This is a genomic window from Hydrogenophaga sp. SNF1, assembly GCF_034421675.1.
Classification (GTDB): Bacteria; Pseudomonadota; Gammaproteobacteria; order Burkholderiales; family Burkholderiaceae_C; genus Hydrogenophaga; species Hydrogenophaga borbori.
In genome coordinates, this window is the sequence record NZ_CP139793.1 from 2990938 (window position 1) to 3013306 (window position 22369).

The following is a 22369-nucleotide window of genomic DNA, read 5'->3' on the forward strand; positions in this document are numbered from 1 at the left end:
AAAATCGAGGCCCCTTGAAGGGACCTCGATTTTTGCGCTATACTTCTAGCTTCTGCAGAACGCAAGAACTGCTAGAAAATGCGGGAATAGCTCAGTTGGTAGAGCGCAACCTTGCCAAGGTTGAGGTCGCGAGTTCGAACCTCGTTTCCCGCTCCAGATTCGCAAAAAGGGAAGCTCGGCTTCCCTTTTTTATCGGGCCCGCTCCGGCGCGTTAGCAAAGCGGTTATGCAACGGATTGCAAATCCGTCTAGGGCGGTTCGACTCCGCCACGCGCCTCCAGACGATTCGATGAAAAAAGCACCTGTGCAGGTTTCTGCCAGGTGCTTTTTTGTTGGCGCTGTCACCGCCGCAGATGGGTAACAGCGCCTTTGTGTTGGCTCTGCCGTGCGCCGTGGACTGAGTGGCCTTACAGGGCCTTACAGGGCCTTAGGCCGGCGCCGCGGCAGCCAGCGCGCGCTCCCAGTGCAGGCGGCCCATGGGAACCGCTTGGCGAACGAATGCGCCCGTGAGGGCGCGCTGCCGTGCGGCCGCGGCGTCCGGCAGCCTGTGGGCCGCGCTGGCCATGCGGCCCACCGCCCAGGCCAGCAGGGTGTGGGCCATGCCATGCAACAGATCGTCGGCACTGTCCAGCAGCCGCGCGCTGTCTTGCCTGGCGTGTTCCAGCCAGTCCCGAAGGTGCGTGCGCGACGCATCGACGAAGTCGCGCAGCGGATCGCCGCTGGCCAGCTCGGCGCTCAGGGCGTCGAGCAGTTCGAAGGCGGTGGTGCCGCCATCGGCCAGCAGCTTGCGCTGCGCGAGGTCGATCGCCTGGATCTCGTTGGTGCCCTCGTAGATCATGGCAATGCGCGCATCGCGCACGGTTTGTTCGATGCCGTATTCGTGCACGTAGCCGTAGCCGCCCCACACGCCCAGCGCGGCGGCCGGACCATGGAAGCCTTGGTGCGTACAGAAGGCCTTGACGATGGGGGTGAGCAGGGCCGCGAAGCGCTTCTCGCGCTCGCGCACGGCACCGTCGCCGTGGTGTTCGGCCAGGTCCAGGGCCAGCGCGGCGCGGTAGGCGAGCACGCGCTGGGACTGCGCCATCACCTCCAGGCGGTCGAGCAGCAGGCGAACCGCCGGGTGCTCGGCGATGGCGCGTCCCATCTGCACCCGTTCCGCGGCGTAGCGGCGCGCGTTCTGGGCGGCCATTTCCTGGTGCCCCAGGCCTTGCAGACCCACGTGCAGGCGCGCCGAATTCATCATCAGGAACATCGCGGCCAGACCGCGGTGCGGTTCGCCGATGAGCCAGCCGGTGGCGCCTTCGTAGCGCATGGCGCAGGTGGCGCTGGCCTTGATGCCCATCTTCTTTTCCACGCCGTCGCAGAACAGCGTGTTGCGCGAACCGTCGGGCAGCACCTTGGGCACCAGGGCGAGCGACAGGCCCTTGGTGCCCGCCGGCGCATCGGGCAGGCGGCACAGCACCAGGTGCACGATGTTGTCGGTGAGGTCGTGTTCGCCGCCGCTGATGAAGATCTTGTTGCCGCTGATGCGCAGGCTGCCGTCGGCTTGCGGTTCGGCGCGCGTGCGCAGCAGGCCCAGGTCGCTGCCGGCCTGGGGCTCGGTGAGCGCCATGGCCGCGAGCCATTCGCCGCTGACGATCCTGGGCAGGTAACGGGCCTTCAAGGCCTCGCTGGCGTGGGCCTTGATCGTCTCGTAGGCGCCGTGCAGCAGGTCCGGGTACATGTTCCAGCCGTGGTTGCAGGCGTCGAGCATCTCGCGCAGCGCGGCGTCCAGCAGCAGCGGCAGGCCCTGGCCGCCCCATTCGGGCGTGCAGGGCAGGGCCGGCCAGCCGCCCGCCACGAAGGCCTGGTAGGCCGCGGGAAACCCTTGGGGCGTGCGCACGCGGCCCTCGGTGTCGCGCACGCAGCCTTCGACGTCGCCGACGGCGTTGAGCGGCTGCAGCACCTCGCTCGCGAAGCGCGCAGCCTCCTGCAGCACGGCGTCGGCGGTGTCGAGGTCGAGGTCGGCGAAGGCCGCGCAGGCCTTCCAGTGGGTGGGCGCGTCGAGCACGTGCTCAAGCACGAAGCGCATGTGGTCCAGGGGGGCTTCGTAGGTCCAGCTCATTCGCAAACTCCGGGGGACGCGCCACGGCCGGTGCCCTCGGGGGGGCGGCCGGGCGGGGGTTACTGCTTCTTCGCGCCGAGGTAGGTGTCGATGACGCGCGGGTCCACCGCGAGCTGCGCGGCCGGGCCCGCGAGCACCACGTCGCCGGTTTCCAGCACGTGGCCTTCGTCGGCCACGTTCAGGGCCGCGCGCGCGTTCTGCTCGACCAGCAGGATGCTCACGCCGCGCTCGCGCAGCGTCTCGATGATGCGGAAGATGTCGCGCACGATCAGGGGTGCCAGGCCCAGGCTGGGCTCGTCGAGCATGAGCAGCTTGGGCTGGCCCATGAGCGCGCGGCCGATGGCCAGCATCTGGCGCTCCCCCCCCGACAGCGTGCCGGCCGCCTGTGCGCGGCGTTCCTTCATGCGCGGGAACAGCTCGTAGACCTGCTCCAGGCCATCGCGCCAGCGCGGCAGGCGCTGCTTCATCGGGCGCCAGCCGCCGAGCACGAGGTTGTCTTCCACGCTCATGGTGCCGAACAGCTCGCGCCGCTCGGGCACCAGGGCCAGGCCGGCCATCACGCGTTCTTCCAGCGTCAGGCGCGTGATGTCCTGGCCCGCGAAGCGCACCGCGCCGCGCAGCGGCAGCAGGCCCATCAGGGCGCCCAACAGCGTGGACTTACCGGCGCCGTTGGGCCCGATCACCGTGACCACCTGGCCCGCGCGCACCGGCAGGTGGATGCCGTGCAGCACCTCGGCCTTGCCGTAGCCCGCGTGCAGGTCTTTCACTTCAAGCAGCAGCTGCGCCATGTCAATGCTCCGTTCCGAGGTAGGCCGCGCGCACCTTTTCGCTGGCCTGGATCTCGGCCGGCGTGCCTTCCAGCAGCGGCGTGCCGAATTCCATCACCAGGATGCGGTCGGTCAGGTTCATCACGAAGTCCATGTCGTGCTCCACCAGCAGCAGGCTCAGGCCCTCGGCCTTGAGCTGGCGCAGCACCTCGGCCAGGGCCTGTTTCTCGCGGTGGCGCAGGCCGGCGGCGGGCTCGTCGAGCAGCAGCAGGGCGGGGTCGCTGGCCAGAGCTCGCGCGATCTCCACCAGCCGCTGGGGGCCCAGGGCCAGGTTGCCGGCGAGTTCGTGCAGGTGGTCGCCCAGGCCCACGCGGCGCAGCTGGCGCTCGGCCTCGGCGAGGGCGCGCGCTTCCTCGGCGCGGTCGGTGCGCAGCATGGCGGCCAGGGTGCCGCTGCCCGTGCGCAGATAGGTGCCCAGGGCCACGTTCTCCAGCACGGTCATGTCGGGCACCAGCTTGACGTGCTGGAAGGTGCGCGACAGGCCGCGGCGCGCGATCTCGCGCGCACCCTTGCCGTCCACGCGTTCGCCGCGCAGCCAGACCTCGCCGCTGGTGAGCGGCAGCACGCCCGAGACCAGGTTGAAGGTGGTGGACTTGCCCGCGCCGTTCGGGCCGATGAGGCCGAAGATTTCGCCGGCACGCAGTGTGAAGCCGACGCCGTTGACGGCGACCAGGCCGCCGAAGGTGCGGCGCGCGTCCTTCACCTCAAGCAGCACGCTGCCGGCGGTGGGCTTGTCGCGCGCGGGCAGCGGCTCGGGTGCGTCCGCCGGAATGGCGCGGCGCCGCCGCGCCGGCAGCAGGCGCTCGATCGACGGCCACAGGCCGTTGGGCGCGAACTTGAGCACCAGCACCAGCACCACGCCGAAGACGATGATCTCGTAGCTGCCCGAGGTACCGAGCAGCGCCGGCAGCCAGGTCTGCAGCTGGTCTTCGGCCAGCTTGACCAGGGCCGCGCCCGTGAAGGCGCCCCACACATGGCCCACGCCGCCGAGCACGGCCATGAAGAGGTACTCGATGCCGAACTTGATGCCGAAGGGCGAGGGGTTGACGCTGCGCTGCATGTGCGCGAACAGCCAGCCGGAGATCGAGGCCAGGATGGCGGCGATCACGAACATCAGCAGCTTGTGGCGGAAGGTGGAGGCGCCCATGGCCTCGGGCATGGTCTTGCCGCCGCCGCGGTGCACGTCGAGCGCGCGCATGATGCGACCGGGGCGCGAGTCGAGCAGTCGGGTGATGGCGATGGCCGCGGCGATGGCCACGAGCCAGATCAGGAGGTAGATGCGCCGCTCTTCCTGCAGGCTGATGCCGAAGAACTGGATGGCGGGCACGCCCAGCAGGCCGTCGTATTTGCCCAGGGCGTCGAGGTTGCCCATGGTGTAGAACAGGGCCAGGCTCCAGCAGATGGTGGCCAGCGGCAGGTAGTGGCCCGACATGCGCAGCGTGACCCAACCCAGCACCAGGGCCACGGCCACGGTGACGGCCAGGCCCGCGAGCAGGCCGAGCCAGGGCGACAGGCCCAGCTTCACGCTGAGGTAGGCGCTGGCGTAGGCCCCCAGGCCGGCGAAGGCCGCCTGGCCGAAGGAGGTGAGGCCGCCGATGCCGGTGAGCAGCACCAGGCCGAGCGCGACGAGCCCGAACAGGCCCACGTAGTTGAGCTTGGTGATCCAGTAGTCGGGCACCGGCAGGAAAGGCACGGCGACCATGATCACGGTGAAGGCCAGCAGGCCGTAGCGACGGATGTCCATCTCAATGCTCCTCGTCATGCGGGTCGACGAAGGAGCGCCACAGCAGCACCGGCAGGATGGCGGTGAACACGATCACTTCCTTGAATGCACTGGCCCAGAAGGAGCCGAAGGCCTCGACCAGGCCCACGCCGAGCGCGCCCGCGAGCGCGAGCGGGAAGCTCGTGAGACCGGCGAAGACGGCGGCCACGAAGCCCTTGAGGCCGATGAGGAAGCCGCTGTCGAAGAACACGGTGGTGGTGGGGCCGATGAGCAGTCCCGAAAGCGCGCCGATGAAGGCCGCCAGCGTGAAGCTCAGCGAGCCGGCGGCGTCGGTGGAGATGCCCATGAGCCGCGCGCCCGTTTGGTTGACGGAGGTGGCGCGCAGCGCCTTGCCGGTGAGCGTGCGATCGAACAGCACGAACAGCGCGACGATGAGCGCGACCGAGGCGCCGAGAATGATGATGGCCTGCCCGCTGAGCGTGACCGGTCCGAGGCTCAGGCGCTCGTCCCAGAACGGCGGGTTGCGGAAGCCTTCGGCACCGAAGAACACCAGGCCCAGACCGGTGAGCGCGAAGTGCACGCCGACCGAGACGATGAGCAGCACCAGCACGCTGGCGCTGGCCAGCGAGCGGTAGGCCAGTCGGTACACCAGCGGGCCCATGGGCGTGACCAGGGCCAGCGTGAGCAGGGCCTGCACGATCATGGGGGGCTGTTTCGGCACCAGCCAGGCGGTGAGGGCGCAGGCCACCAGTGGCAGCGCCGCGCTGCGCAGGGCCAGGCGCGCCCAGCGCGCCAGCGGCCAGGCCTCGCGCCAGGCGCGCACGGCGTCCAGCACGAGCACCAGCGCCACCATGAGCAGCAGCAGCCAGACCGTGCCGGGCAGGGCGCCGGTCTGGAACAGCGCCATGGTCAGCGCCGCGAAGGCGACGAACTCGCCCTGCGGAATGAAGACGATGCGGGTGACCGCGAACACCAGGACGAGGGCGATCGCCACCAGCGCGTAGATCGCACCGTTGATGACGCCGTCGACGCCGAGGATCGCAGCAATGCTCAGGTCCATGGGTTGCGGTCTCCCGTCATGTTCATCTCTTGTCTTTAAACGCCCGCCGGCTGCGCGTGTGAGCACGCAACCCAGGGTGCCGCGGAACCGGCTTGGCCGGGCCGCAGGCACCGCCCCTTGAAGGGTCGCGCGAAGCGCGGCGGGGTGGACCTTATTGTTCGAGTTTCCAATCGCCGTTGACGACCTTCATCACCACGCCCGATCCGGTCTTGAAGCCCCAGTGGTCGGTGGCGGTGAAGTCGATGATGCCGTGCGTGACGGGCATGGCGGGCGCGTCTTCCAGCGCGGCCTTGAGCGCGGCGCGGAACTCGGGCGTGCCCGGCTTGCCCTTCTTGGCCGCCACGGGCACCAGCTTGTCCAGCAGCAGGTAGGCGTCGTACGAGTGCGCGCCGAACTGGTTGCGGGTGCCGGCGCCGTAGATCTTTTCGTACTCGGCGTTGAACTTCACGCCCAGCGCCTTGCTGGGGTGGCTGTCAGGGAGCTGTTCGGCCACCACCACCGGGCCGGTGGTGACGAAGGTGCCTTCGACGGCCTTGCCGCCGACGCGCATGAGGTCGCGCGTGGCGGCCGCGTGCGTCTGGTAGAACTTGCCCTTGTAGCCGCGCTCGATCAGGCCCAGCTGCGGCATGGCGGCGCCGCTGCCGGAGGCCACGACCACCATGGCGTCGGGGTTGGCCGAGGCGAGCTTGAGCGCCTGACCGGTCACGGTGGTGTCGGAGCGCGCGAAGCGCTCGACGCCGGAGAGCTTGATGCCGGCCTTCTCCAGCAGCGGCGTCAGGGCCTGCAGCCATTGCTCGCCGTAGGCGTCGGTGTAGCCCAGGAAGCCCACGCTCTTGACGCCTTGCTTCTTCATGTGCTCGACCATGGCCTCGGCCATCACGCCGTTGCTCTGCGGCATGCGGAAGCTCCAGGCGTCCTTGCCGGGCGGCAGGCCGATGGGCGAGAGCGCCAGGTGCGGCGTGCCCGATTCGGTGGCCACGTCGGCCATGGGGATGGCCACCGGCGTGGCACCGGAACCCACGATCACGTCCACCTTGTCCTGGTTGACGAAGCGGCGCGCGTTCTGCACGCCCTTGGTGGGGTCGGTGGCGTCGTCCAGGATGATGACGTTGACCTTCTCGCCGCCGACGGTGGCCGGCCACATCTTCACGCCGTTGGCCATGGGAATGCCCAGGCCCGAGGCCGGTCCGGTGAGCGGCACGCTCACGCCGACGGTGAGGTCGGCCCAGGCGGCGCTGGCCAGGGTGGCGGCCACGGCCGTGGCCAGGGTGGTCTTCAGCAGTTGTTTCATGCGTTGTCTCCGTTGGTGTTGCGTGTGCTCGTGGCCCGCACCCGCGAGGGCTTGAAAGGGGTTCAGGTGGCCGAGGGGTTCTCGATCAGCAGGGCGATGCCCTGGCCGCCGCCGATGCAGGCCGAGGCCACGCCCCAGCGCGCGCCGATGTCGCGCAGCTGGCGCGCGCAGGTGATGGTGAGGCGCACGCCGGTGGCCGCCAGCGGGTGGCCCAGCGCGATGGCGCCGCCGTGCACGTTGAGTTTGTCCTCGTCGAGGCCGAGCTCGCGCGACACCGCCACGGTCTGCGCGCCCTGCGCCTCGTTGATCTCGAAGCGCGCCACGTCGTTGAGCGACAGACCCGCGCGCTCCAGCAGCAGGCGGATGGCGGGCGCGGGACCGATGCCCATGATCTCGGGCGGCACGCCCACCACGGCGGCGGCGGCCAGGCGCGCCAGCGCGGGCTTGCCATGGGCTTTCAGGCCCGCGCCGTTGGTGACCACGGCGGCCGCGGCCGCGTCGGTCAGGGCCGAGCTGTTGCCGCCGGTCTGCACGCCGTCCTTGAACACGGTGCGCAGCTTGGCCAGCACCTCGGGCGGGGTGGGGCGCGGGTGCGTGTCGCGGTCGGCGACGCTGGTCTTGCCCGAGAGGCGGATGCCGCGCGGGCGGTAGCCCTCGCGCTCGAAGCTCTCATGGCCCACGGGCACGATCTCGCCGTCGAACCAGCCGGCGGCCTGCGCGGCCACGGCGCGCTCGAAGGAGCGCGAGGCGAAGGCGTCCACCGCCTCGCGGGTGATGCCGTAGCGCTGCGCCAGGTTCTCGGCCGTGCGGATCATGCTGATGTCGGCCGCCGGGTCGGTGAGGGCCTCCCACATGTAGTCCTTGAAACCGATGGGCGCGCCCAGGCGGAAACCGCCGCGGTGGTCGAAGGCGGCGATGGGGTTGCGCGTCATCGACTCGGTGCCCACCAGCAGCACGTTCTGCGCGATGCCGGTGCCGATCTGCTCACCGGCCTGGCGAAACAGCTCGAAACCGGTGCCGCAGATGCGCTGCGCCATGAGCGCGGGCACCTCCACCGGCACGCCGGCGTACAGGCCGATGTGGCGCGGCACGTAGAACTGGTCGAAGCCGCCCGGTGCCATGTTGCCCGCGAGCACGGAGTCGATGGACTCGGGCGACACGCCGGTGCGCCTGAGCACCTCGCGCGCGACCTTGATGCCCAGGTCGATGGGGTTGGCGTCGGCGAAGGCGCCCTGGTAGTCCACCATGGGCGTGCGCACGCCATCGAGGATGTAGACGTCGTTGAAAAGCTGGCTCTGTCCGCGGCTCATCGGGAAACTTTCGAGGAAGGGGCTGGGCGAATGACGCCCGGGGCATCGGCGTACAGGGCCGCCACGCGCTCGGCGCGGCGCTGCAACACCGCGCGCTGGTTGAGGTAGCCCTTGTCGGTGATCTCGCCGGCGTCGGCGTTGGGCGGCTCGTCGAGCACCGCGGCGCGCGCGGGCGATTGCGAGGAGCCGCCGCCTTCGGCGCGCAGCGCCGCCAGGCCCTGGGCGATGTGCCCGTGCAGCGTCTCGCGCGGCAACTGCATCGCGGCGGCGGTGGGGAACACCAGGACGCCGATCTCGTCGCGGTCGTGGCCGGTGATGACCACGTCCTGCGCGTGCGGCGCCAGGGCCGAGACCACGCGCAGGCGCAGCGTGCCCACCGAGACCCAGGTGCCGGTGGTGAGCTTGAAGTCCTCGGCCACGCGGCCATTGAAGACCACGCCCTGTTCGGGACGCTGGGCGTCGGCCAGGAAACCGGCGTCGCCGATGCGGTAGTAGCCCTCTTCGTCGAAGGCCTGGGCGCTCAGCTCGGGCGCGTGGCGGTAGCCGGGGAAGATGTTCACGCCGTGGATGCGCAGTTCCAGCTTCTCGCCGTTGGGCACGAATTTGAGCGACACGCCGGGCAGCACGCCGCCGATCACGCCCGCGCGCTCCATGCGCCAGTGCGCGCTGGTCACCGCCGGCGCGGTCTCGGTGGAGCCCCAGGAGGTGGTGAGCCAGATCTCGCGGCCCAGCACGCGCTTCGCCAGGGCCTGCAGCCGTTCCCAGCTGGCTTGCGGCAGCGCGGCGCCGGCGTAGAAGACCACGCGCAGGCGTTCCAGCACGCGCCGCGCCAGCGCCTCGTCGGCCTCCAGCAGGGGCATGGCCATGTCGAAGCCGCGCGGCACGTTGAACCAGATGGTGGGCTGCACCTCGGCCAGGTTGGCCACGGTCTTGTCCACCAGGCCGGGCGCGGGCCGGCCCTCGTCGATGACCAGGGTGCCGCCGTGGCACATCACCATGTGCAGGTTGTGGTTGCCGCCGAAGGTGTGGCTCCAGGGCAGCCAGTCCACCAGCACGGGTTTCTCGCGCTCCAGGAAGCGCCAGGCCTGCGCGATCATGCGCTGGTTGGCGCACAGCATGCGGTGGGTGTTGATGACCACCTTGGGCGTGCCGGTGGAGCCCGAGGTCAGCAGGTACTTGGCCGTGGTGTCGGGCGTGATGGCCTCGAAGGCCGCGCGCACCGCGGGCGTTTCGGGCGTGGCCAGCAGGCGCTCGAAGGCGATGGCGCCGGGCAGGGCGTCGGCGCCGTGGCTCAGCACCACGGGCACGTCCAGGCCGCTGCTGGCGATGGCCGGGCCATAGACCGCGGCATCCGAGGCATAGACCAGGGCCGGCTGCAGCGTGCGCAGGATGCCGTGCACCTTGTCGTGGTCCTTGGTGAGGCGGCAGTAGGCGCTGGAGACGGTGCAGCTGGCGCGGCCGATGTGCTGCGTGGCCAGCACCAGCAGCAGGTGGTCGATGGCGTTGTCCGACAGCACCACCACGGGCGCGTCGGGGGCCAGGTCCATGTCCAGCAGGGCCTGGGCCACGCGGCCCACCTGGGCGCGCAGTTCGGCCCAGTTCAGGCGGCGCCAGCCGGTGGGGGTGCGTTCGGCCAGCGCGGGCGCGTCGGGCGTGCGCGCGGCCCAGTCTTCCAGCCATTCGCCGATGCAGCGCGCGTAGTCCCCCAGGGGTTCGGGCGAGCGCAGGACGAAGCTGCCGTCGGCCCGGTGCTCCACCGTGGCGGCGGGTGGGGCCAGCCACGCCGGGTCGTTCAGCCAGTCGAGAGGATTGTTCATGTCTCCATACAGATATGTATGTTTCATAACGAATCCTAGCGAGGGTTTCTACTGGGTCGGTACAGGGTTTATCCCTATCTCCATACATTTCTGTATGGAAGATTCCCGGGGCGTCCCCGATAGAATTTCCGCGTGAGTTCCGGTGCCGCTTCTTCCGCCAGCCCCGCGCGCAAGTCCCGTGGGGCGAGCGAGGCCGCGCGCGCCCCGCTCACGCCCGACACCTGGATCGAGGCCGCCACCGGGGTGCTGGTGGACCAGGGCATCGACCACGTGCGGGTGGACCTGCTGGCGCAGCACCTGGGCGTCACGCGCGGCAGCTTCTACTGGCATTTCAAAGACCGTGAGGACCTGCTGCGCCGTGTGCTGCAGGCCTGGCGCGAAACGGCCACCGAGAACCTCACGGTGCGCCTGGAGTCGGCGAACGAAGACCCGATGGAGCAGTTGCGCGGTGTGCTGTCGCTGCCGTTCCGGGGCCGGGCGGCGGCGCGTGCCGCGCGCATCGAGCTGGCAATCCGCGCCTGGGCCCGGCGCGACCAGATGGCGCGCTTCGCGGTCGACGAAGCGGATTCGAGCCGCATCGGCTACATCGCACAGCTGTTCTCGGCCCTGGGTTTTCCTGTGGTGGAGGCGCGCTCGCGGGCCTTCCTGCTGTACAGCTACGTGGTGTCGGAGTCGCTGATGCCCTCGCTGAGCACCCCGGCGCAGAAAGACGACCGGCGCCGCTTCGCCGAACGCCTGTTCACGCAGAAGCTGGGCGCAGCGGGCTGATGTCCGCCGGCCAGCAGGCCCGCGCCTCGGCCCCGGCGGTTGCCGGCCTAGCGCCGGAACAGCCGGTGCACCTGCTCCCGTATCCACATCTGCGCCGGGTCGTTGGCCGTGCTGCTGTGCCACACCAGGCGCACTTCGTAGTCGGGCGAGCTGTCGTGCGGCAACTCCCACACGCGCATGTCGTGGCGCCGGCTCAGGTTGTCGGCGTACATCTGCGGCACGATGGTGAGCAGATCGGTGCTGAGCGCCAGATCGGGCAGGGCGCCGAAGTGGCGCGCGCGCAGCACGATGCGGTCCGACAGGTTCAGTCGCACCAGCATCTTCTCCACGCTGCCATGGAAGGTGGCCGTGGGCGAGGCCACCACCAGCGGGGCGCTGGCCAGCTGTTCGGGCGTGAGCCGCCCGCTGGCGCGACCCGCGGACGGGCGCCAGCCGCCGGAGCTCATGGCCACGTAGTGTTCGCGAAACAGCAGGTCGGCGCGGATGCCGCGGTGGCGCGGGTTCAGGATACCGATGGCGAAGTCGATCTCGCGTGCCTCCAGCGCGCCGGCCAGGTCTTCGGCGGCCACGGCGACGTTGGACAGTCGGGCGCGCGGCGCCTGCTCGCGCAGCGCGGCGGCCAGCGGAGGCATGAACATCATCTCGCCCAGGTCGGACAAGGAGGTCTTCCAGTGCACCTCGCTGCGCGCCGGGTCGAAGGCCTCGTGCACGCTCATGGTCGATTCGAGGCGCTGGAGCAGTTCGGTGACCTCGGGGGCGATGCGCTCGCACACGCGCGTGGGTTTCAGGCCGCCGGGGGTGCGCACGAAGAGCTCGTCGCCGAGGTGGCCGCGCAGGCGGGCGAGGGCGCTGCTGGTGGCGGACTGCGACAGCGACAGCGCCTTGCCCGCCGCCGTGACCGAACCGGTGCGGTGGATGGCGGCGAGCACACGAAGCAGGTTCAGGTCGAGCTGGCGGAAGTTCATGGTCCCGGGTCGGGTGGTTGGGCGGTGCGTGGCCGCGCAACGGCGCACGACCGGGATGATATCCACGGCATGGATAGACACCATCGACAAATTCGGTTGGACAGATGGGGCCCGCGCGCCTACATTCCCGCCCCAACGCCGGATCCCACGGTCCGCCGCCGCGCGCGTGCGCTCCCGTCCGATGCGCGCCCCGCTTTCATAGCCCGATTTCCATACCAAGGAGACAAACGATGAAATCCCCCCGCAAGACCGCCCTTCGCGTGGCCGCGCTGTCGGCGCTGGTGTGCGGCGCCCTCGGCGCCCTGAGTGCGCAGGCCCAGGACAAGCCCGTCGAACTCAAGTTCGCGCACTGGCTGCCGGGCACGCACCCGCTGTCCAAGCTCGGCTTCGAACCCTGGGCCAAGTCGGTGGAAGCGGCCTCCAAAGGCTCGATCAAGGTGATGCTGTTCCCCGCCCAGCAGCTGGGCAAGGCCGCTGACCACTACGACATGGCGCGCGATGGCATCGCGCAGATGACCTGGGTGAACCCCGGCTACCAGGCCGGCCGCTTCCCGCTCATCGCGGCCGGCGAGCTGCCCTTCCTGCTCGGCAAGCCCGGCCCGGCCTCGGCCGCGCTGGACCAGTGGTACCGCAAGTACTCGGACAAGGAAATGAAGGACGTGAAGTTCTGCTTCGCGCACGTGCACGTGGGCACCTTCCACTCCAAGAACCCCATCACCGAACCTGGCCAGCTCAAGGGTCTGAAGATCCGCTCGGCCAACGGCACCGTGGCGCAGACCATGAGCCTGCTGGGTGCCACCAACGTGCAGGTCTCGGCGCCCGAGTCGCGCGACGCGATCCAGAAAGGCCTGGCCGACGCCATCACCTTCCCCTGGGGTTCCATCATTTCCTTCGGCATCGACAAGGCGGTGAAGTACCACAGCGACATGCGCTTCTACGCCTCCGACTTCGTCTGGGTGATGAACAAGCCCTGGTACGACGGCCTGGCCGCCGGCCAGAAGAAGGTCATCGATGACCACTGCAACAACGAATGGGCCGGCAAGGTCGGCGCCAGCTGGGGCGACGAAGAGGACAGCGGCCGCGAGAAGCTCGAGAAGACCGCCGGCCACACGCTGGTGAAGATCTCGCCCGCGCAGATGGATGCCTGGAAGAAGGCCGTGCAGCCGATCTACGCTGATTGGGTGAAGGCCGCCAGCGCCACCGGCGTCAACGGCCAGGCCGCGCTCGATGAGCTGCGCAAGGAGCTGGCCGCCCGCGGGGGCGCGAACTGATGAAGCGGCTGCTGTCGGTGGTCGAGACGCTGGCCGCGCTCTCGCTGCTCGTCATCGCGCTGCTGACGGCGGGCAACGTGCTCGTGCGCTACACCTTCGGCTGGCAGGTTCCCGACTGGTTCGACGGCACGCAGATGCTGCTGGGCATCGCGATGTTCTGGGGCATCGCGCTGGCCACCTGGTACGGCAACCACATCGCGGTCGACCTGCTGTGGGAGGCCCTGGGCCCGCGCGGCAAGCGCGTCATCGACGTGCTGGCCACCGCCGTGACCCTGGCGTTCCTGGTGCCGCTGGCCTGGATGGTCTGGGTCAAGGTGGGCGGCACGGGCAGCCAGGGCACCATGGACCTGCGTCTGCCGCTCAAGTGGTTCTACAGCGCGGCCGCCGTGGGCGCCACCGTGGCCGCCGTGCTGGCCGCGGTGCGCCTGGGGCTGCTGCCCTTTGGCCGCGAGGCGCACGCCGAGGCCGTTGACGAGATCACCGCAGAGGGCGTTCATGGATCGTGACCTGGTGGCCCTGCTGGGCTTCGTCGGCATGTTCGCGCTGATGGCGCTGCGCGTGCCCATCGGCGTGGCCATGGGCATTGCGGGCGTGGCGGGCTTCGCCGCGCTCAGCGGCCTCACGCCCGGCCTGAACCTGCTGGCCAATGTGCCGCTGTCGGTGCTGACCGACTACAACCTCATCGTCATCCCGATGTTCATCCTGATGGGGGCCTTCGCCTCGCATTCGGGCATGAGCGCCGAGCTGTTCGCGGCCGGCCGCGCCTGGCTGCACCACCGCCGCGGTGGCCTGGCGCTGGCCTCGGTGGCGGCCTGTGGCGGCTTCTCGGCCATCAATGGTTCGTCGGTGGCCACGGCCGCCACGATGACGCAGGTGGCGCTGCCCGAGATGCGCCGCGCCGGCTACGAGCCCGGCATTTCGGCCGGCCTCATCGCGGCCGGCGGCACGCTGGGCATCATGATCCCGCCCTCGGTGATCCTGGTGCTCTACGGCATCATGACCGAGGTGGACATCACCGCGCTGTTCGCGGCCGGGGTGATACCGGGCCTGATGGCGGTGATCTTCTACTCGCTGGTGGTGGCCATCATCGCCCGCGTGAAGCCCGAGTGGATGCCGCGGGGCGAGCGCCACGGCTGGGCCGAGCGATTCGCCAGCCTCAGGCCGCTGTGGGCCGTGGTCGTGCTCTTCGTGTTCGTGCTCGGCGGCATCTACGGCGGCCTGTTCACGGTGCAGGAGGCGGCGGGCGTGGGCGCCACGGGCACGCTGGTGATCGGCATGGCGCGCGGGCGCCTGCGCTGGCCGCAGATCAAGGAGGCGCTGATCAGCGCGCTGCGCGTGTCCTCGGCCATCATGACCATCGTCGTCGGCGCCTACCTGTTCGGCTACTTCCTCACCATCACCCAGTTCACCCAGAACGCGGTGGAATTCCTGGTGAACCTGCCGATCGGGCCCTATGGCGTGCTGGCGCTCATCATGCTGGGCTACCTGGTCCTGGGCGCGGTGATGGACGAACTGGCCATGCTGCTGCTCACGGTGCCCATCGTGTTTCCCGCGATGGTGCACCTGGGCTTCGACCCGGTCTGGTTCGGCGTGATCGTGGTGATGGCGGTGACCTTCGGCATGATCTGCCCGCCCGTGGGCATGAACGTGTTCGTCATCAATTCCATTGCGCGCGACCTGTCGCTGGGACACATCTACCGGGGCACCATGCCGTTCATCGCGGCGGACGTGGTCCGGCTGTTCATCCTCTGCGCCTTCCCCTCGCTCTCGCTCTGGCTGCCCGGCCTGCTGGCCTAGGCGGGGCCTTCCCGCGATCCGGCGCCCCCCCGGCCCCACGGCCGGTGGGGCCGTTCGCGTTCACCTGCGACAATCGCGCCCCTGGCCCCTGCCTCGATGGTGAAATTGGTAGACACAGCGGACTTAAACTCCGCCGCTTGCCCGCAAGGGGGCGTACCGGTTCGACCCCGGTTCGAGGCACCAGGCGCTTTCCGCGCGGGGGCCTAGGTTTTTTCCGGACAGCCCGGTAGAGTGAGTTTCCATGAGCAGCCGATACGACGCCCCTTTTGAAATCCACGTGCACGGTGACGTGCCCCTGCGCGAGGACGTGGTGTTCGAGCAGATCCAGGAGGCCCTCAAGCCCCTGTGGCAGTACGCGGGCGGCCGCTCGCTCGCGGCGGTGGCCGAGAGCAGCTACGAGGACGAGCCTGGCATCCGCTTCGACGCCGAGTCGCACACCCTGCAGATCTGCTGGACGGTCAATGGCGACGAGGACTTTCGCCAGGCCGTTGAGGACGCCTGCATGGGCCTGAACGAAATCGCCTCGGCCGGCGCGCCGCTGGAGGTGTCTTTCTACGACACCGAGTTCGACGAGGAAGACGAGAACAACGAGGAAGAGGCGCGCGACGATTTCGTCATGTGCTTCGTCGGTCCCACGCCCGCGGCCATCATGCAGGTGCAGCGCGACCTGCTGGTGCAGGACGTGGTGCAGGTGATGGAGCGTCACTTCGACGCCTCCGAGCTGGGTGACGTGGTGGCCTCGATCGACAAGCTGTTCAACCAGCGCTTCGACGCCCTCGTCAGCTCCATGCAGCTGGGCAAGCCGCCGCGCGGCCACGGCCCCTCGGGCCACGGCGGACCGCGCAAACCGCGGCACCTGCACTGATGCTCGCCAGCGCCCTGAACCCTGGCGTGCGCAAGCGCGAGGTGTTCGGCTGGGCGATGTACGACTTCGCCAACTCCGGCTACACCACGGTGGTGCTCACCGCCGTGTTCGCGGCCTATTTCGTCGGTGGGGTGGCCGGCGGTGCCCATTGGGCCACCTTCGCCTGGACCGCCGCGCTCAGCCTGTCCAACCTGATCGTGATGTTCACCGTCCCGGCCATGGGCGCCTGGGCCGACCGGCACGCCGCCAAGAAGCGCCTGCTGATGCTCACCACCCTGGGCTGCGTGGCCGCCACGGCGGGCCTGGCCCTGGTGCAGCCCGGCGCGGTGGCGCTGGGCGTGGTGCTCATCGTGCTGTCCAACGTCTGTTACGCCTGGGGCGAGTCGTTCATCGCGTCCTTCCTGCCCGAGATCGCCCGGCCGGAGGCCATGGGCCGGGTGAGCGGCTGGGGCTGGAGCCTGGGCTACGTGGGCGGCATGCTCACGCTGGGCCTGTGCCTGGCCTATGTGCTGTGGGCCCAGGCCCAGGGGCAGAAGGCGGGCCAGTTCGTGCCCGTCACCATGATCGTCACCGCCGCCATCTTCGGACTGGCCTCGCTGGTCACGCTGTCGCTGCTGCGCGAGCGCGCCCAGCCCCAGGCCGGGCGCGAGGGCGGCTGGCGCGCCTCGCTGCGCCGGCTGCGCGCCACCTTCCAGCAGGCGCGCCATTACCGCGACTTCATGTGGCTGCTGGCCTGCACGGCGGCTTACCAGGGGGGCGTGGCCGTGGCCGTGGCGCTGGCGGCGATCTACGCCGAGCAGGTCATCGGTTTCGCGCAGCAGGAAACCATGGCGCTGATCTTCGTGCTCAACATCGCGGCCATGGCGGGGGCCTTCGCCTTCGGTTACGGGCAAGACCGCCTGGGCCACAAGCTCGCGCTGAGCCTCACCCTGCTGGGCTGGATCGCCACCTGCGTGATCGCCGCGCTCAGCACCACCAAAGGCATGTTCTGGTACGCCGCCGCCATCGCGGGCCTGTGCATGGGCTCCAGCCAGTCGGCCGGACGCGCCATGGCCGGCATGCTGGCACCGCCCGCGCAGCTGGCCGAGTTCTTCGGGCTGTGGACCTTCGCCGTGCGCGTGGCCAGCATCGTGGGGCCGCTCAGCTACGGCGCCATCACCTGGATGACCGGTGGCAACCAGCGCCTGGCCATCGTGTCCACCGCCTTGCTGTTCGCGCTGGGGCTGCTGCTGCTGCTGCCGGTGAACATGCGGCGCGGGCGCGAGGCCGCGCTCACCGCGCCGAGCACCGCTCAGCTCTGAGGCGACCGCACCTCGGCCGGCAGGTCCAGCCACTGCCGCGTGGCGCGCCGCAGCGCCTCGGGATGGCCGGTGCAGCGCCACGTTGGCGAGGGCCGGGCCTCGCCCTTTCCCGGTTCGGCGCCCGGCAGCAGGTGCCGCGCGCGGCGCGCCACCGCTTCGGCCGGATCGATCAGTGCGATCGGCCCCTCGCTGGCGGCCAGCCAGGCCTCGCCCACAAGCGGGTAGTGGGTGCAGCCCAGCACCAGGGTGTCGATGGCCGGGGCGTCGTCCAGCAGCGCCCGCAGGTGGCGGTGGCACAGGGCCCGTGCGAGCGTTTCGTCGCCGCGTTCGATGGCATCGGCCAGGCCGTCGGCCGCGCGCTCGTGCACGCTGGGCCTGCCGGCCGCGTCCGCCAGGCAGGCCGAGCGCAGGGCCTGGTAGCGCGCGCTGTTCAGCGTGGCGCGCGTGGCGACCACGCCCACGCGGCCGCTGCGCGTGGCGGCCAGGGCCGGGCGCAGGGCGGGCTCGATGCCCACGATGGGCAGGTCAGGGTGTTCTTGCCGCAGCGCGTCGATCGCCACGGCGGTGGCCGTGTTGCAGGCCAGCACCAGCAGGTCCAGGGACTCGTGGGCCCGCCAGTCGCGCACCAGGGCGGCGACGCGCCCCCGCAGCGCCTCGGCGGGCCGCTCGCCATAGGGCGCCCAGGCGTTGTCGGCCAGGTAGCTCAGGTGGGCGCCGGGCAGCGCGGCGCGCAGGGCGCGCCAGACGCTCAACCCGCCGACGCCGCTGTCGAAGACACCGACAGCGGTGACGGGACCAGCGCTCAAGCGGTGGCCAGCGCGATGCCCTTGAACTCGCCCGAGGCGATGCGCTGGCTCCACTCGGCCGGGCCGGTGATGTGCGCGCTGGTGCCGCCGGCGTCCACGGCCACGGTCACGGGCATGTCGACCACGTCGAACTCGTAGATGGCTTCCATGCCGAGGTCTTCGAAGCCCACCACCTTGGCCGTCTTGATGGCCTTGGACACGAGGTAGGCCGCGCCGCCCACGGCCATGAGGTAGGCGCTCTTGTGCTGTTTGATTGCCTCGATGGCGACCGGGCCGCGCTCGGCCTTGCCGATCATGGCGATCAGGCCGGTCTTCTCCAGCATCATGCCGGTGAACTTGTCCATGCGCGTGGCGGTGGTGGGGCCCGCGGGGCCCACGGCCTCGTCGCGCACCGGGTCCACCGGGCCCACGTAGTAGATGACGCGGTTGCTGAAGTCCACCGGCAGCTTCTCGCCCTTGGCCAGCATGTCCTGGATGCGCTTGTGCGCGGCGTCGCGGCCGGTGAGCATCTTGCCGTTGAGCAGCAAGGTCTGGCCGGGCTTCCAGCTGGCCACTTCTTCCTTGGTGAGGGTGTCCAGGTTGACGCGCGTGCTCTTGTTGTAGTCGGGCGCCCAATGCACGTCGGGCCACAGGTCCAGGCTGGGGGCGTCCAGGTAGGCGGGGCCGCTGCCGTCGAGCACGAAGTGCGCGTGGCGCGTGGCCGCGCAGTTGGGGATCATGGCCACGGGCTTGCTGGCCGCGTGGGTGGGGTACATGGCGATCTTCACGTCGAGCACGGTGGTGAGGCCGCCCAGGCCCTGCGCGCCGATGCCCAGGGCGTTGACCTTCTCGTGCAGCTCCAGGCGCAGCTCTTCCACCTGCGTCAGCTTCTCGCCCTTGGCGGCCTTGGTCTGCAGCTCGTACATGTCGAGGTCTTCCATGAGCGACTGCTTGGCCATCAGCATGGCCTTTTCGGCCGTGCCGCCGATGCCGATGCCCAGCATGCCCGGCGGGCACCAGCCCGCGCCCATGGTGGGCACGGTCTTGAGCACCCAGTCCACCAGCGAGTCGCTGGGGTTGAGCATCACGAACTTGCTCTTGTTCTCGCTGCCGCCGCCCTTGGCGGCGACGGTCACGTCGACGGTATTGCCCGGAACGATCTCGGTGAAGATGACCGCGGGCGTGTTGTCCTTGGTGTTCTTGCGCGCGAACTGCGGGTCGGCCACCACGCTGGCGCGCAGGGTGTTGTCGGGGTGGTTGTAGCCGCGGCGCACGCCTTCGTTGATGGCGTCGTCCAGGCTGCCGCTGAAGCCCTCGAGCCGCACGTCCATGCCGATCTTGAGGAAGACGTTCACGATGCCGGTGTCCTGGCAGATCGGCCGGTGCCCGGTGGCGCTCATGCGGCTGTTGGTGAGGATCTGCGCGATGGCGTCCTTGGCCGCGGGGCTCTGCTCGCGCTGGTAGGCGCGGGCCAGGTGGGCGATGTAGTCGGCGGGGTGGTAGTAACTGATGTACTGCAGCGCGGCGGCGATCGATTCGATCAGGTCGGCTGCTTTGATGGTCGTCGTCATGGTCTTGCAGGCGGTAAGTGAAGGCTTTACCGGATTATCCCACCCGCTGCTGAGTACCTTCTTACACGCTTGGGAGGCACTTGCAACGCTTGCGAGCACGCTTCGGCAACGCTGCACCCCTGCACAAAATCAGCACAAGCGGCTTGCGTGCCAGTTGTCGGCCGGTTAGGTAACGGCGAGAATGCCTGCAAAAGAAGCTCAGCAGTAAAGAATGACCTCCAACGCAATTGACCTTGCCTATTCGATCTTTCGTGCCGCAACTCCAGTTATCAGGATCAACTCGGTAGGAGGCAGCAAGTGGAAGCGGAATGTTGCGCAGGGCGCCCGTATCGGGCCTTGGCTGCCCGCCAAGTACGACGTGTTGAACAAGGCTGTCTGGGAGGCCCGCAACCCGTGCATGTACCTTGTTGCTGGTCGCGACGGGGTAATCCGGTACGTTGGGATATCCCGTAATCGCCTGAAAGACAGGTGGCGCGTGTCGCCTGCGCACGACGCCGAAACGATGGTCAAGCTTCCTCAGAACCAGCTGTTTCACAGCCAATGTTGGAAGCACATCGAGCGCGAAACTGCTGCTGACCCGAGTAGTTCGTACGAGGTGCGCTGCATTGATGGTCACCGCTTGCTGCCCCTGCTAGAAGAACTAGGCCCACCCTTGTCTGCGTTCGCCGCATTACGCGGAGATAGCGAAGGAATCGTTGCAGGAGTCGAGCGCTGGATGTGCAACAACAGAGGGCCAAGGCTTGCGAGCTGGAACGTGGCGATGACTGCGTAGGCGGTAGGAAGAAGACATGCTCACGCCCGACGAACTCGCGCAAGCGCAGAGGTTGATCGATGCTGCTTCCCCCGGCATATACGAAGTGAAGGACTTGTATGGACAGGAATGGGCAAAGGTGCTCAGCCCAACCACCTTCGGGAAGAGGTTCAAGCAATCTGTTGTTGGCGGTCAACTCAAAGGCATCCGCTACGACTCAACTCGTGGAGATAATCACAAGCTCTACGAAGTTGAGTAATTCGTTGGGGTGTTGATGGCCGAAGTACTCAACCCATGCACCGCGAGAGGGAAAGGCGAGCAGCGTCTCGCGCGGCTACTCGAGAGCTTTGACGATTCGCAACTGCTTCTCGGCTTTACGATCGACTTCATCCCGGGCGGCAGAGAGATCGACTTGCTCCTTCTGCACGAAGCCCTTGGAATCTATGTCGTAGAGGTCAAAGCCGTCCCGCTGAGTGCGATCAGGAGCGTTTCGCCGAATGCTTGGGTCATTGAAGGCCGGGAAGCCAGCGAGAGCCCGCTGCGCCAGGCTTATGCGCAGTTCGAAGGCCTGCGCTCATACTGGGACGCACGCATGCGTTCCAAACTGAATCCGGTCTGCGCAACCGCGTGCCTACCGGACATAACACGATATGAATGGCTACGATGCTTTCCACCGGACAGCTATCCGGCCAGCATTGCTGAAGGGTTGATCTTTCAAGACGATCTGCTCGACGCCGCAACTCTCAGGAGTCGGCTTGCTGTTGCCATGGCAAGCCCGGCGATCCGCAGCGGACGGTCTCCGGCGAAGCTGAACACTTCGCTACTTGGTGATCTGCGTTCCTTGTTCGGAGCCACTCGACGGCAGGAGCCTGGGGTTTCTGACCGCCAGAGGCTAAAGAGCATTGAAGTTCGAATAAACAAAGAGCTACTTCAAGACTTTCCGCCTGGAGGTAGAGCTTTTGCAGTGTTCACCGGCAATCCCGGCACGGGCAAGACCTTCCGCTTGCTGTCTGTGGGAGTGGCGCATGCGTACTCACAACGAAAGGTTCTCTTCGCATGCTTCAATAAGACTCTTGCCAGCGATGTGAGGCGGCTACTGTCGTTCAACGAAAAACTCGCACTTTCACCTCATGGTGTAGACGTCGCAGACGCGTTTCAACTCGCGAAGCGTGTGTTTGAGATGAATGGTTTTGGAATGAATGGCTCCAGTTCTCCTGACGAGTGGGGCCAGATGGTTGTCAGCGAGATGAAGCGCAAGGTCGGAGAGATCGTGATCGACAGCTACGACACGATTCTTGTTGATGAAGCGCACGACATGATGGACTGGCAGCTAGAGTTGATCCGGTTGCACGCGAAGGCGGGGGCCACGGTTTGCATCGCGGTTGGGAAGGGGCAAGAGCTATACCGCGACGACAGTTCAGCACTGTCTTGGCTTGAAGACATGTCCTCTGGCCAGCAGGTAAGCAGATTTCCCTTGCGGCGCAACTTCCGCAACACCAAAGCCCAGTACTTCGCGGCGCTGGCCTTTCACCAGGCTTGGCCGGACAAGTTGGACAAGGTTCAATCAGCGTACACGTCTGTCTTCAACAAGTCGTCACGCAAATCGGAGGAGCTTGACTTTGGGCGTGACGGTGAACCTCTCACGTACATCCCTTTGCCGGCGCTTGCGGGGGAGTTCGAGAACTTTGGCGTGAATCAGACTGATCTGATAGCGGCAGAGTACACCTCGATCCTCCAGAAGGAAGTCGAGGAATTACTCGCAGAAGGGGGAAATCCTGTCGGCTTACTTGTTCTCGTTCCGAGCGAAACTTGCCAGCACGCAATTTGTGCGAGGGCCGCGCTACGAGAGATCAAGCGGAAGGAAGGCGGGACGGTCGGGTTCATTGATTACACAGATGATGAATCGCGGAGGAGTACCGCCATGACGCACGAGGTCCGGCTTTGTACATTTCACAGTTCAAGAGGTCTTGAGGGCGAACGCGTCGTGATCTTCGGACTGGAGCAGATCGAGGCGTTTGCGGCCAACACCCATGTCAAGCCAGAGAATCTGGCCTTCATTGCGTTGTCCAGAGGCATCTTCCGAACCGTCCTGGTAGTTCGCACCTTCTTCACCAACCCTGTTCACGCCCTGCTCAAGCGCATCGTGACGACGACCTCGGCGTAA

General features: G+C 68.1%; 19 protein-coding genes and 3 tRNA genes. 12 read left to right on the forward strand and 10 right to left on the reverse strand.

Annotated elements, in window-relative coordinates; all coding sequences use genetic code 11:
- Nucleotides 1-80: 80 nt before the first annotated feature.
- Together SOM08_RS14255 and SOM08_RS14260 are read left to right on the forward strand one after the other, a co-directional pair.
- A tRNA-Gly gene (locus SOM08_RS14255) sits at nt 81-156 on the forward strand.
- Between the two features lie 49 nt (nt 157-205).
- Nucleotides 206-279 (forward strand) — tRNA-Cys (locus SOM08_RS14260).
- A 147-nt stretch (nt 280-426) separates the two neighbouring features.
- Here the strand turns inward: SOM08_RS14260 and SOM08_RS14265 are convergent.
- The 7 genes from SOM08_RS14265 to SOM08_RS14295 all read right to left on the reverse strand — a co-directional run bounded on the left by SOM08_RS14265 (nt 427) and on the right by SOM08_RS14295 (nt 10131).
- Complete coding sequence (locus tag SOM08_RS14265; RefSeq protein WP_116957261.1) at nt 427-2103, reverse strand: acyl-CoA dehydrogenase family protein; 1677 nt, start codon at nt 2101-2103, stop codon at nt 427-429.
- Nucleotides 2104-2162: 59 nt separating this feature from the next.
- Nucleotides 2163-2891 carry an ABC transporter ATP-binding protein gene (locus SOM08_RS14270; RefSeq protein WP_116957262.1) on the reverse strand — a complete coding sequence of 243 codons (729 nt, stop codon included), beginning with the start codon at nt 2889-2891 and terminating at the stop codon, nt 2163-2165.
- A gap of 1 nt (nt 2892) precedes the next feature.
- A complete protein-coding gene (locus SOM08_RS14275; protein WP_116957263.1) occupies nt 2893-4674 on the reverse strand; it encodes an ABC transporter permease subunit in 1782 nt (593 codons plus the stop codon).
- Between the two features lies 1 nt (nt 4675).
- Complete coding sequence (locus SOM08_RS14280; protein ID WP_116957264.1) at nt 4676-5713, reverse strand: branched-chain amino acid ABC transporter permease; 1038 nt, start codon at nt 5711-5713, stop codon at nt 4676-4678.
- A 151-nt stretch (nt 5714-5864) separates the two neighbouring features.
- Nucleotides 5865-7004, reverse strand: coding sequence for an ABC transporter substrate-binding protein (locus SOM08_RS14285; RefSeq protein ID WP_116957265.1), 1140 nt, complete (start codon nt 7002-7004; stop codon nt 5865-5867).
- A 62-nt stretch (nt 7005-7066) separates the two neighbouring features.
- On the reverse strand, nt 7067-8314 hold the full coding sequence (locus SOM08_RS14290; RefSeq protein ID WP_322469156.1) for a thiolase family protein: 1248 nt from the start codon (nt 8312-8314) through the stop codon (nt 7067-7069).
- A complete protein-coding gene (locus tag SOM08_RS14295) occupies nt 8311-10131 on the reverse strand; it encodes a feruloyl-CoA synthase (protein WP_322469157.1) in 1821 nt (606 codons plus the stop codon). Before SOM08_RS14295 ends, SOM08_RS14290 begins: the two co-directional genes overlap by 4 nt.
- Before the next feature lie 132 nt (nt 10132-10263).
- On the opposite strand from SOM08_RS14295, the gene SOM08_RS14300 reads away from it, so the two are divergent.
- Nucleotides 10264-10899, forward strand: a complete 636-nt coding sequence (locus SOM08_RS14300; RefSeq protein WP_116957268.1) for a TetR/AcrR family transcriptional regulator — start codon at nt 10264-10266, stop codon at nt 10897-10899.
- 47 nt (nt 10900-10946) lie between these two features.
- On the opposite strand, the gene SOM08_RS14305 is transcribed toward SOM08_RS14300, so the two are convergent.
- Nucleotides 10947-11864, reverse strand: a complete 918-nt coding sequence (locus SOM08_RS14305; protein WP_116957269.1) for a LysR family transcriptional regulator — start codon at nt 11862-11864, stop codon at nt 10947-10949.
- 230 nt (nt 11865-12094) lie between these two features.
- Between SOM08_RS14305 and SOM08_RS14310 the strand changes: the two genes are divergently transcribed.
- From SOM08_RS14310 to SOM08_RS14335, 6 genes are all read left to right on the forward strand, one after another.
- A complete protein-coding gene (locus SOM08_RS14310) occupies nt 12095-13135 on the forward strand; it encodes a TRAP transporter substrate-binding protein (protein ID WP_322469158.1) in 1041 nt (346 codons plus the stop codon).
- Nucleotides 13135-13641: a TRAP transporter small permease gene (locus tag SOM08_RS14315; protein ID WP_116957270.1), complete on the forward strand. Its 507-nt coding sequence runs from the start codon at nt 13135-13137 to the stop codon at nt 13639-13641. The genes SOM08_RS14310 and SOM08_RS14315 overlap by 1 nt, the downstream gene beginning before the upstream one ends.
- On the forward strand, nt 13631-14932 hold the full coding sequence (locus tag SOM08_RS14320) for a TRAP transporter large permease (protein WP_116957271.1): 1302 nt from the start codon (nt 13631-13633) through the stop codon (nt 14930-14932). Before SOM08_RS14315 ends, SOM08_RS14320 begins: the two co-directional genes overlap by 11 nt.
- 90 nt (nt 14933-15022) lie before the next feature.
- A tRNA-Leu gene (locus SOM08_RS14325) sits at nt 15023-15115 on the forward strand.
- A gap of 58 nt (nt 15116-15173) precedes the next feature.
- On the forward strand, nt 15174-15797 hold the full coding sequence (locus SOM08_RS14330) for a DUF6806 family protein (protein ID WP_116957272.1): 624 nt from the start codon (nt 15174-15176) through the stop codon (nt 15795-15797).
- Nucleotides 15797-17098 (forward strand): MFS transporter, encoded by a 1302-nt coding sequence (locus tag SOM08_RS14335; RefSeq protein ID WP_116957273.1) that lies wholly within the window; start codon nt 15797-15799, stop codon nt 17096-17098. Before SOM08_RS14330 ends, SOM08_RS14335 begins: the two co-directional genes overlap by 1 nt.
- Here the strand turns inward: SOM08_RS14335 and murI are convergent.
- Together murI and SOM08_RS14345 are read right to left on the reverse strand one after the other, a co-directional pair.
- On the reverse strand, nt 17089-17904 hold the full coding sequence (gene murI, locus SOM08_RS14340; RefSeq protein ID WP_322469159.1) for a glutamate racemase: 816 nt from the start codon (nt 17902-17904) through the stop codon (nt 17089-17091). The two genes, SOM08_RS14335 and murI, sit on opposite strands and share 10 nt — an antisense overlap.
- Complete coding sequence (locus SOM08_RS14345) at nt 17901-19454, reverse strand: fumarate hydratase (RefSeq protein ID WP_322469160.1); 1554 nt, start codon at nt 19452-19454, stop codon at nt 17901-17903. Before SOM08_RS14345 ends, murI begins: the two co-directional genes overlap by 4 nt.
- A gap of 211 nt (nt 19455-19665) precedes the next feature.
- On the opposite strand from SOM08_RS14345, the gene SOM08_RS14350 reads away from it, so the two are divergent.
- From SOM08_RS14350 to SOM08_RS14360, 3 genes are read left to right on the forward strand one after another with little or no spacing between them, the layout of a single operon-like run.
- Nucleotides 19666-20226, forward strand: coding sequence for a hypothetical protein (locus tag SOM08_RS14350; protein WP_322469161.1), 561 nt, complete (start codon nt 19666-19668; stop codon nt 20224-20226).
- A 16-nt stretch (nt 20227-20242) separates the two neighbouring features.
- A complete protein-coding gene (locus SOM08_RS14355) occupies nt 20243-20464 on the forward strand; it encodes a DUF1413 domain-containing protein (protein ID WP_322469162.1) in 222 nt (73 codons plus the stop codon).
- A gap of 15 nt (nt 20465-20479) precedes the next feature.
- Nucleotides 20480-22369, forward strand: coding sequence for an NERD domain-containing protein/DEAD/DEAH box helicase (locus SOM08_RS14360; RefSeq protein ID WP_322469163.1), 1890 nt, complete (start codon nt 20480-20482; stop codon nt 22367-22369).

What these genes read in the sequence shown, in the direction of transcription:
- SOM08_RS14265 (WP_116957261.1), bottom strand. Translation starts at nt 2,103, where the DNA reads ATGAGCTGGACCTACGAAGCCCCCCTGGACCACATGCGCTTCGTGCTT.
- SOM08_RS14360 (WP_322469163.1), top strand. Translation starts at nt 20,480, where the DNA reads ATGGCCGAAGTACTCAACCCATGCACCGCGAGAGGGAAAGGCGAGCAG.
- SOM08_RS14295 (WP_322469157.1), bottom strand. Translation starts at nt 10,131, where the DNA reads ATGAACAATCCTCTCGACTGGCTGAACGACCCGGCGTGGCTGGCCCCA.
- SOM08_RS14305 (WP_116957269.1), bottom strand. Translation starts at nt 11,864, where the DNA reads ATGAACTTCCGCCAGCTCGACCTGAACCTGCTTCGTGTGCTCGCCGCC.
- SOM08_RS14290 (WP_322469156.1), bottom strand. Translation starts at nt 8,314, where the DNA reads ATGAGCCGCGGACAGAGCCAGCTTTTCAACGACGTCTACATCCTCGAT.
- SOM08_RS14345 (WP_322469160.1), bottom strand. Translation starts at nt 19,454, where the DNA reads ATGACGACGACCATCAAAGCAGCCGACCTGATCGAATCGATCGCCGCC.
- SOM08_RS14285 (WP_116957265.1), bottom strand. Translation starts at nt 7,004, where the DNA reads ATGAAACAACTGCTGAAGACCACCCTGGCCACGGCCGTGGCCGCCACC.
- SOM08_RS14350 (WP_322469161.1), top strand. Translation starts at nt 19,666, where the DNA reads ATGACCTCCAACGCAATTGACCTTGCCTATTCGATCTTTCGTGCCGCA.
- SOM08_RS14320 (WP_116957271.1), top strand. Translation starts at nt 13,631, where the DNA reads ATGGATCGTGACCTGGTGGCCCTGCTGGGCTTCGTCGGCATGTTCGCG.
- SOM08_RS14280 (WP_116957264.1), bottom strand. Translation starts at nt 5,713, where the DNA reads ATGGACCTGAGCATTGCTGCGATCCTCGGCGTCGACGGCGTCATCAAC.
- SOM08_RS14270 (WP_116957262.1), bottom strand. Translation starts at nt 2,891, where the DNA reads ATGGCGCAGCTGCTGCTTGAAGTGAAAGACCTGCACGCGGGCTACGGC.
- SOM08_RS14335 (WP_116957273.1), top strand. Translation starts at nt 15,797, where the DNA reads ATGCTCGCCAGCGCCCTGAACCCTGGCGTGCGCAAGCGCGAGGTGTTC.
- SOM08_RS14315 (WP_116957270.1), top strand. Translation starts at nt 13,135, where the DNA reads ATGAAGCGGCTGCTGTCGGTGGTCGAGACGCTGGCCGCGCTCTCGCTG.
- SOM08_RS14310 (WP_322469158.1), top strand. Translation starts at nt 12,095, where the DNA reads ATGAAATCCCCCCGCAAGACCGCCCTTCGCGTGGCCGCGCTGTCGGCG.
- SOM08_RS14355 (WP_322469162.1), top strand. Translation starts at nt 20,243, where the DNA reads ATGCTCACGCCCGACGAACTCGCGCAAGCGCAGAGGTTGATCGATGCT.
- SOM08_RS14330 (WP_116957272.1), top strand. Translation starts at nt 15,174, where the DNA reads ATGAGCAGCCGATACGACGCCCCTTTTGAAATCCACGTGCACGGTGAC.
- SOM08_RS14275 (WP_116957263.1), bottom strand. Translation starts at nt 4,674, where the DNA reads ATGGACATCCGTCGCTACGGCCTGCTGGCCTTCACCGTGATCATGGTC.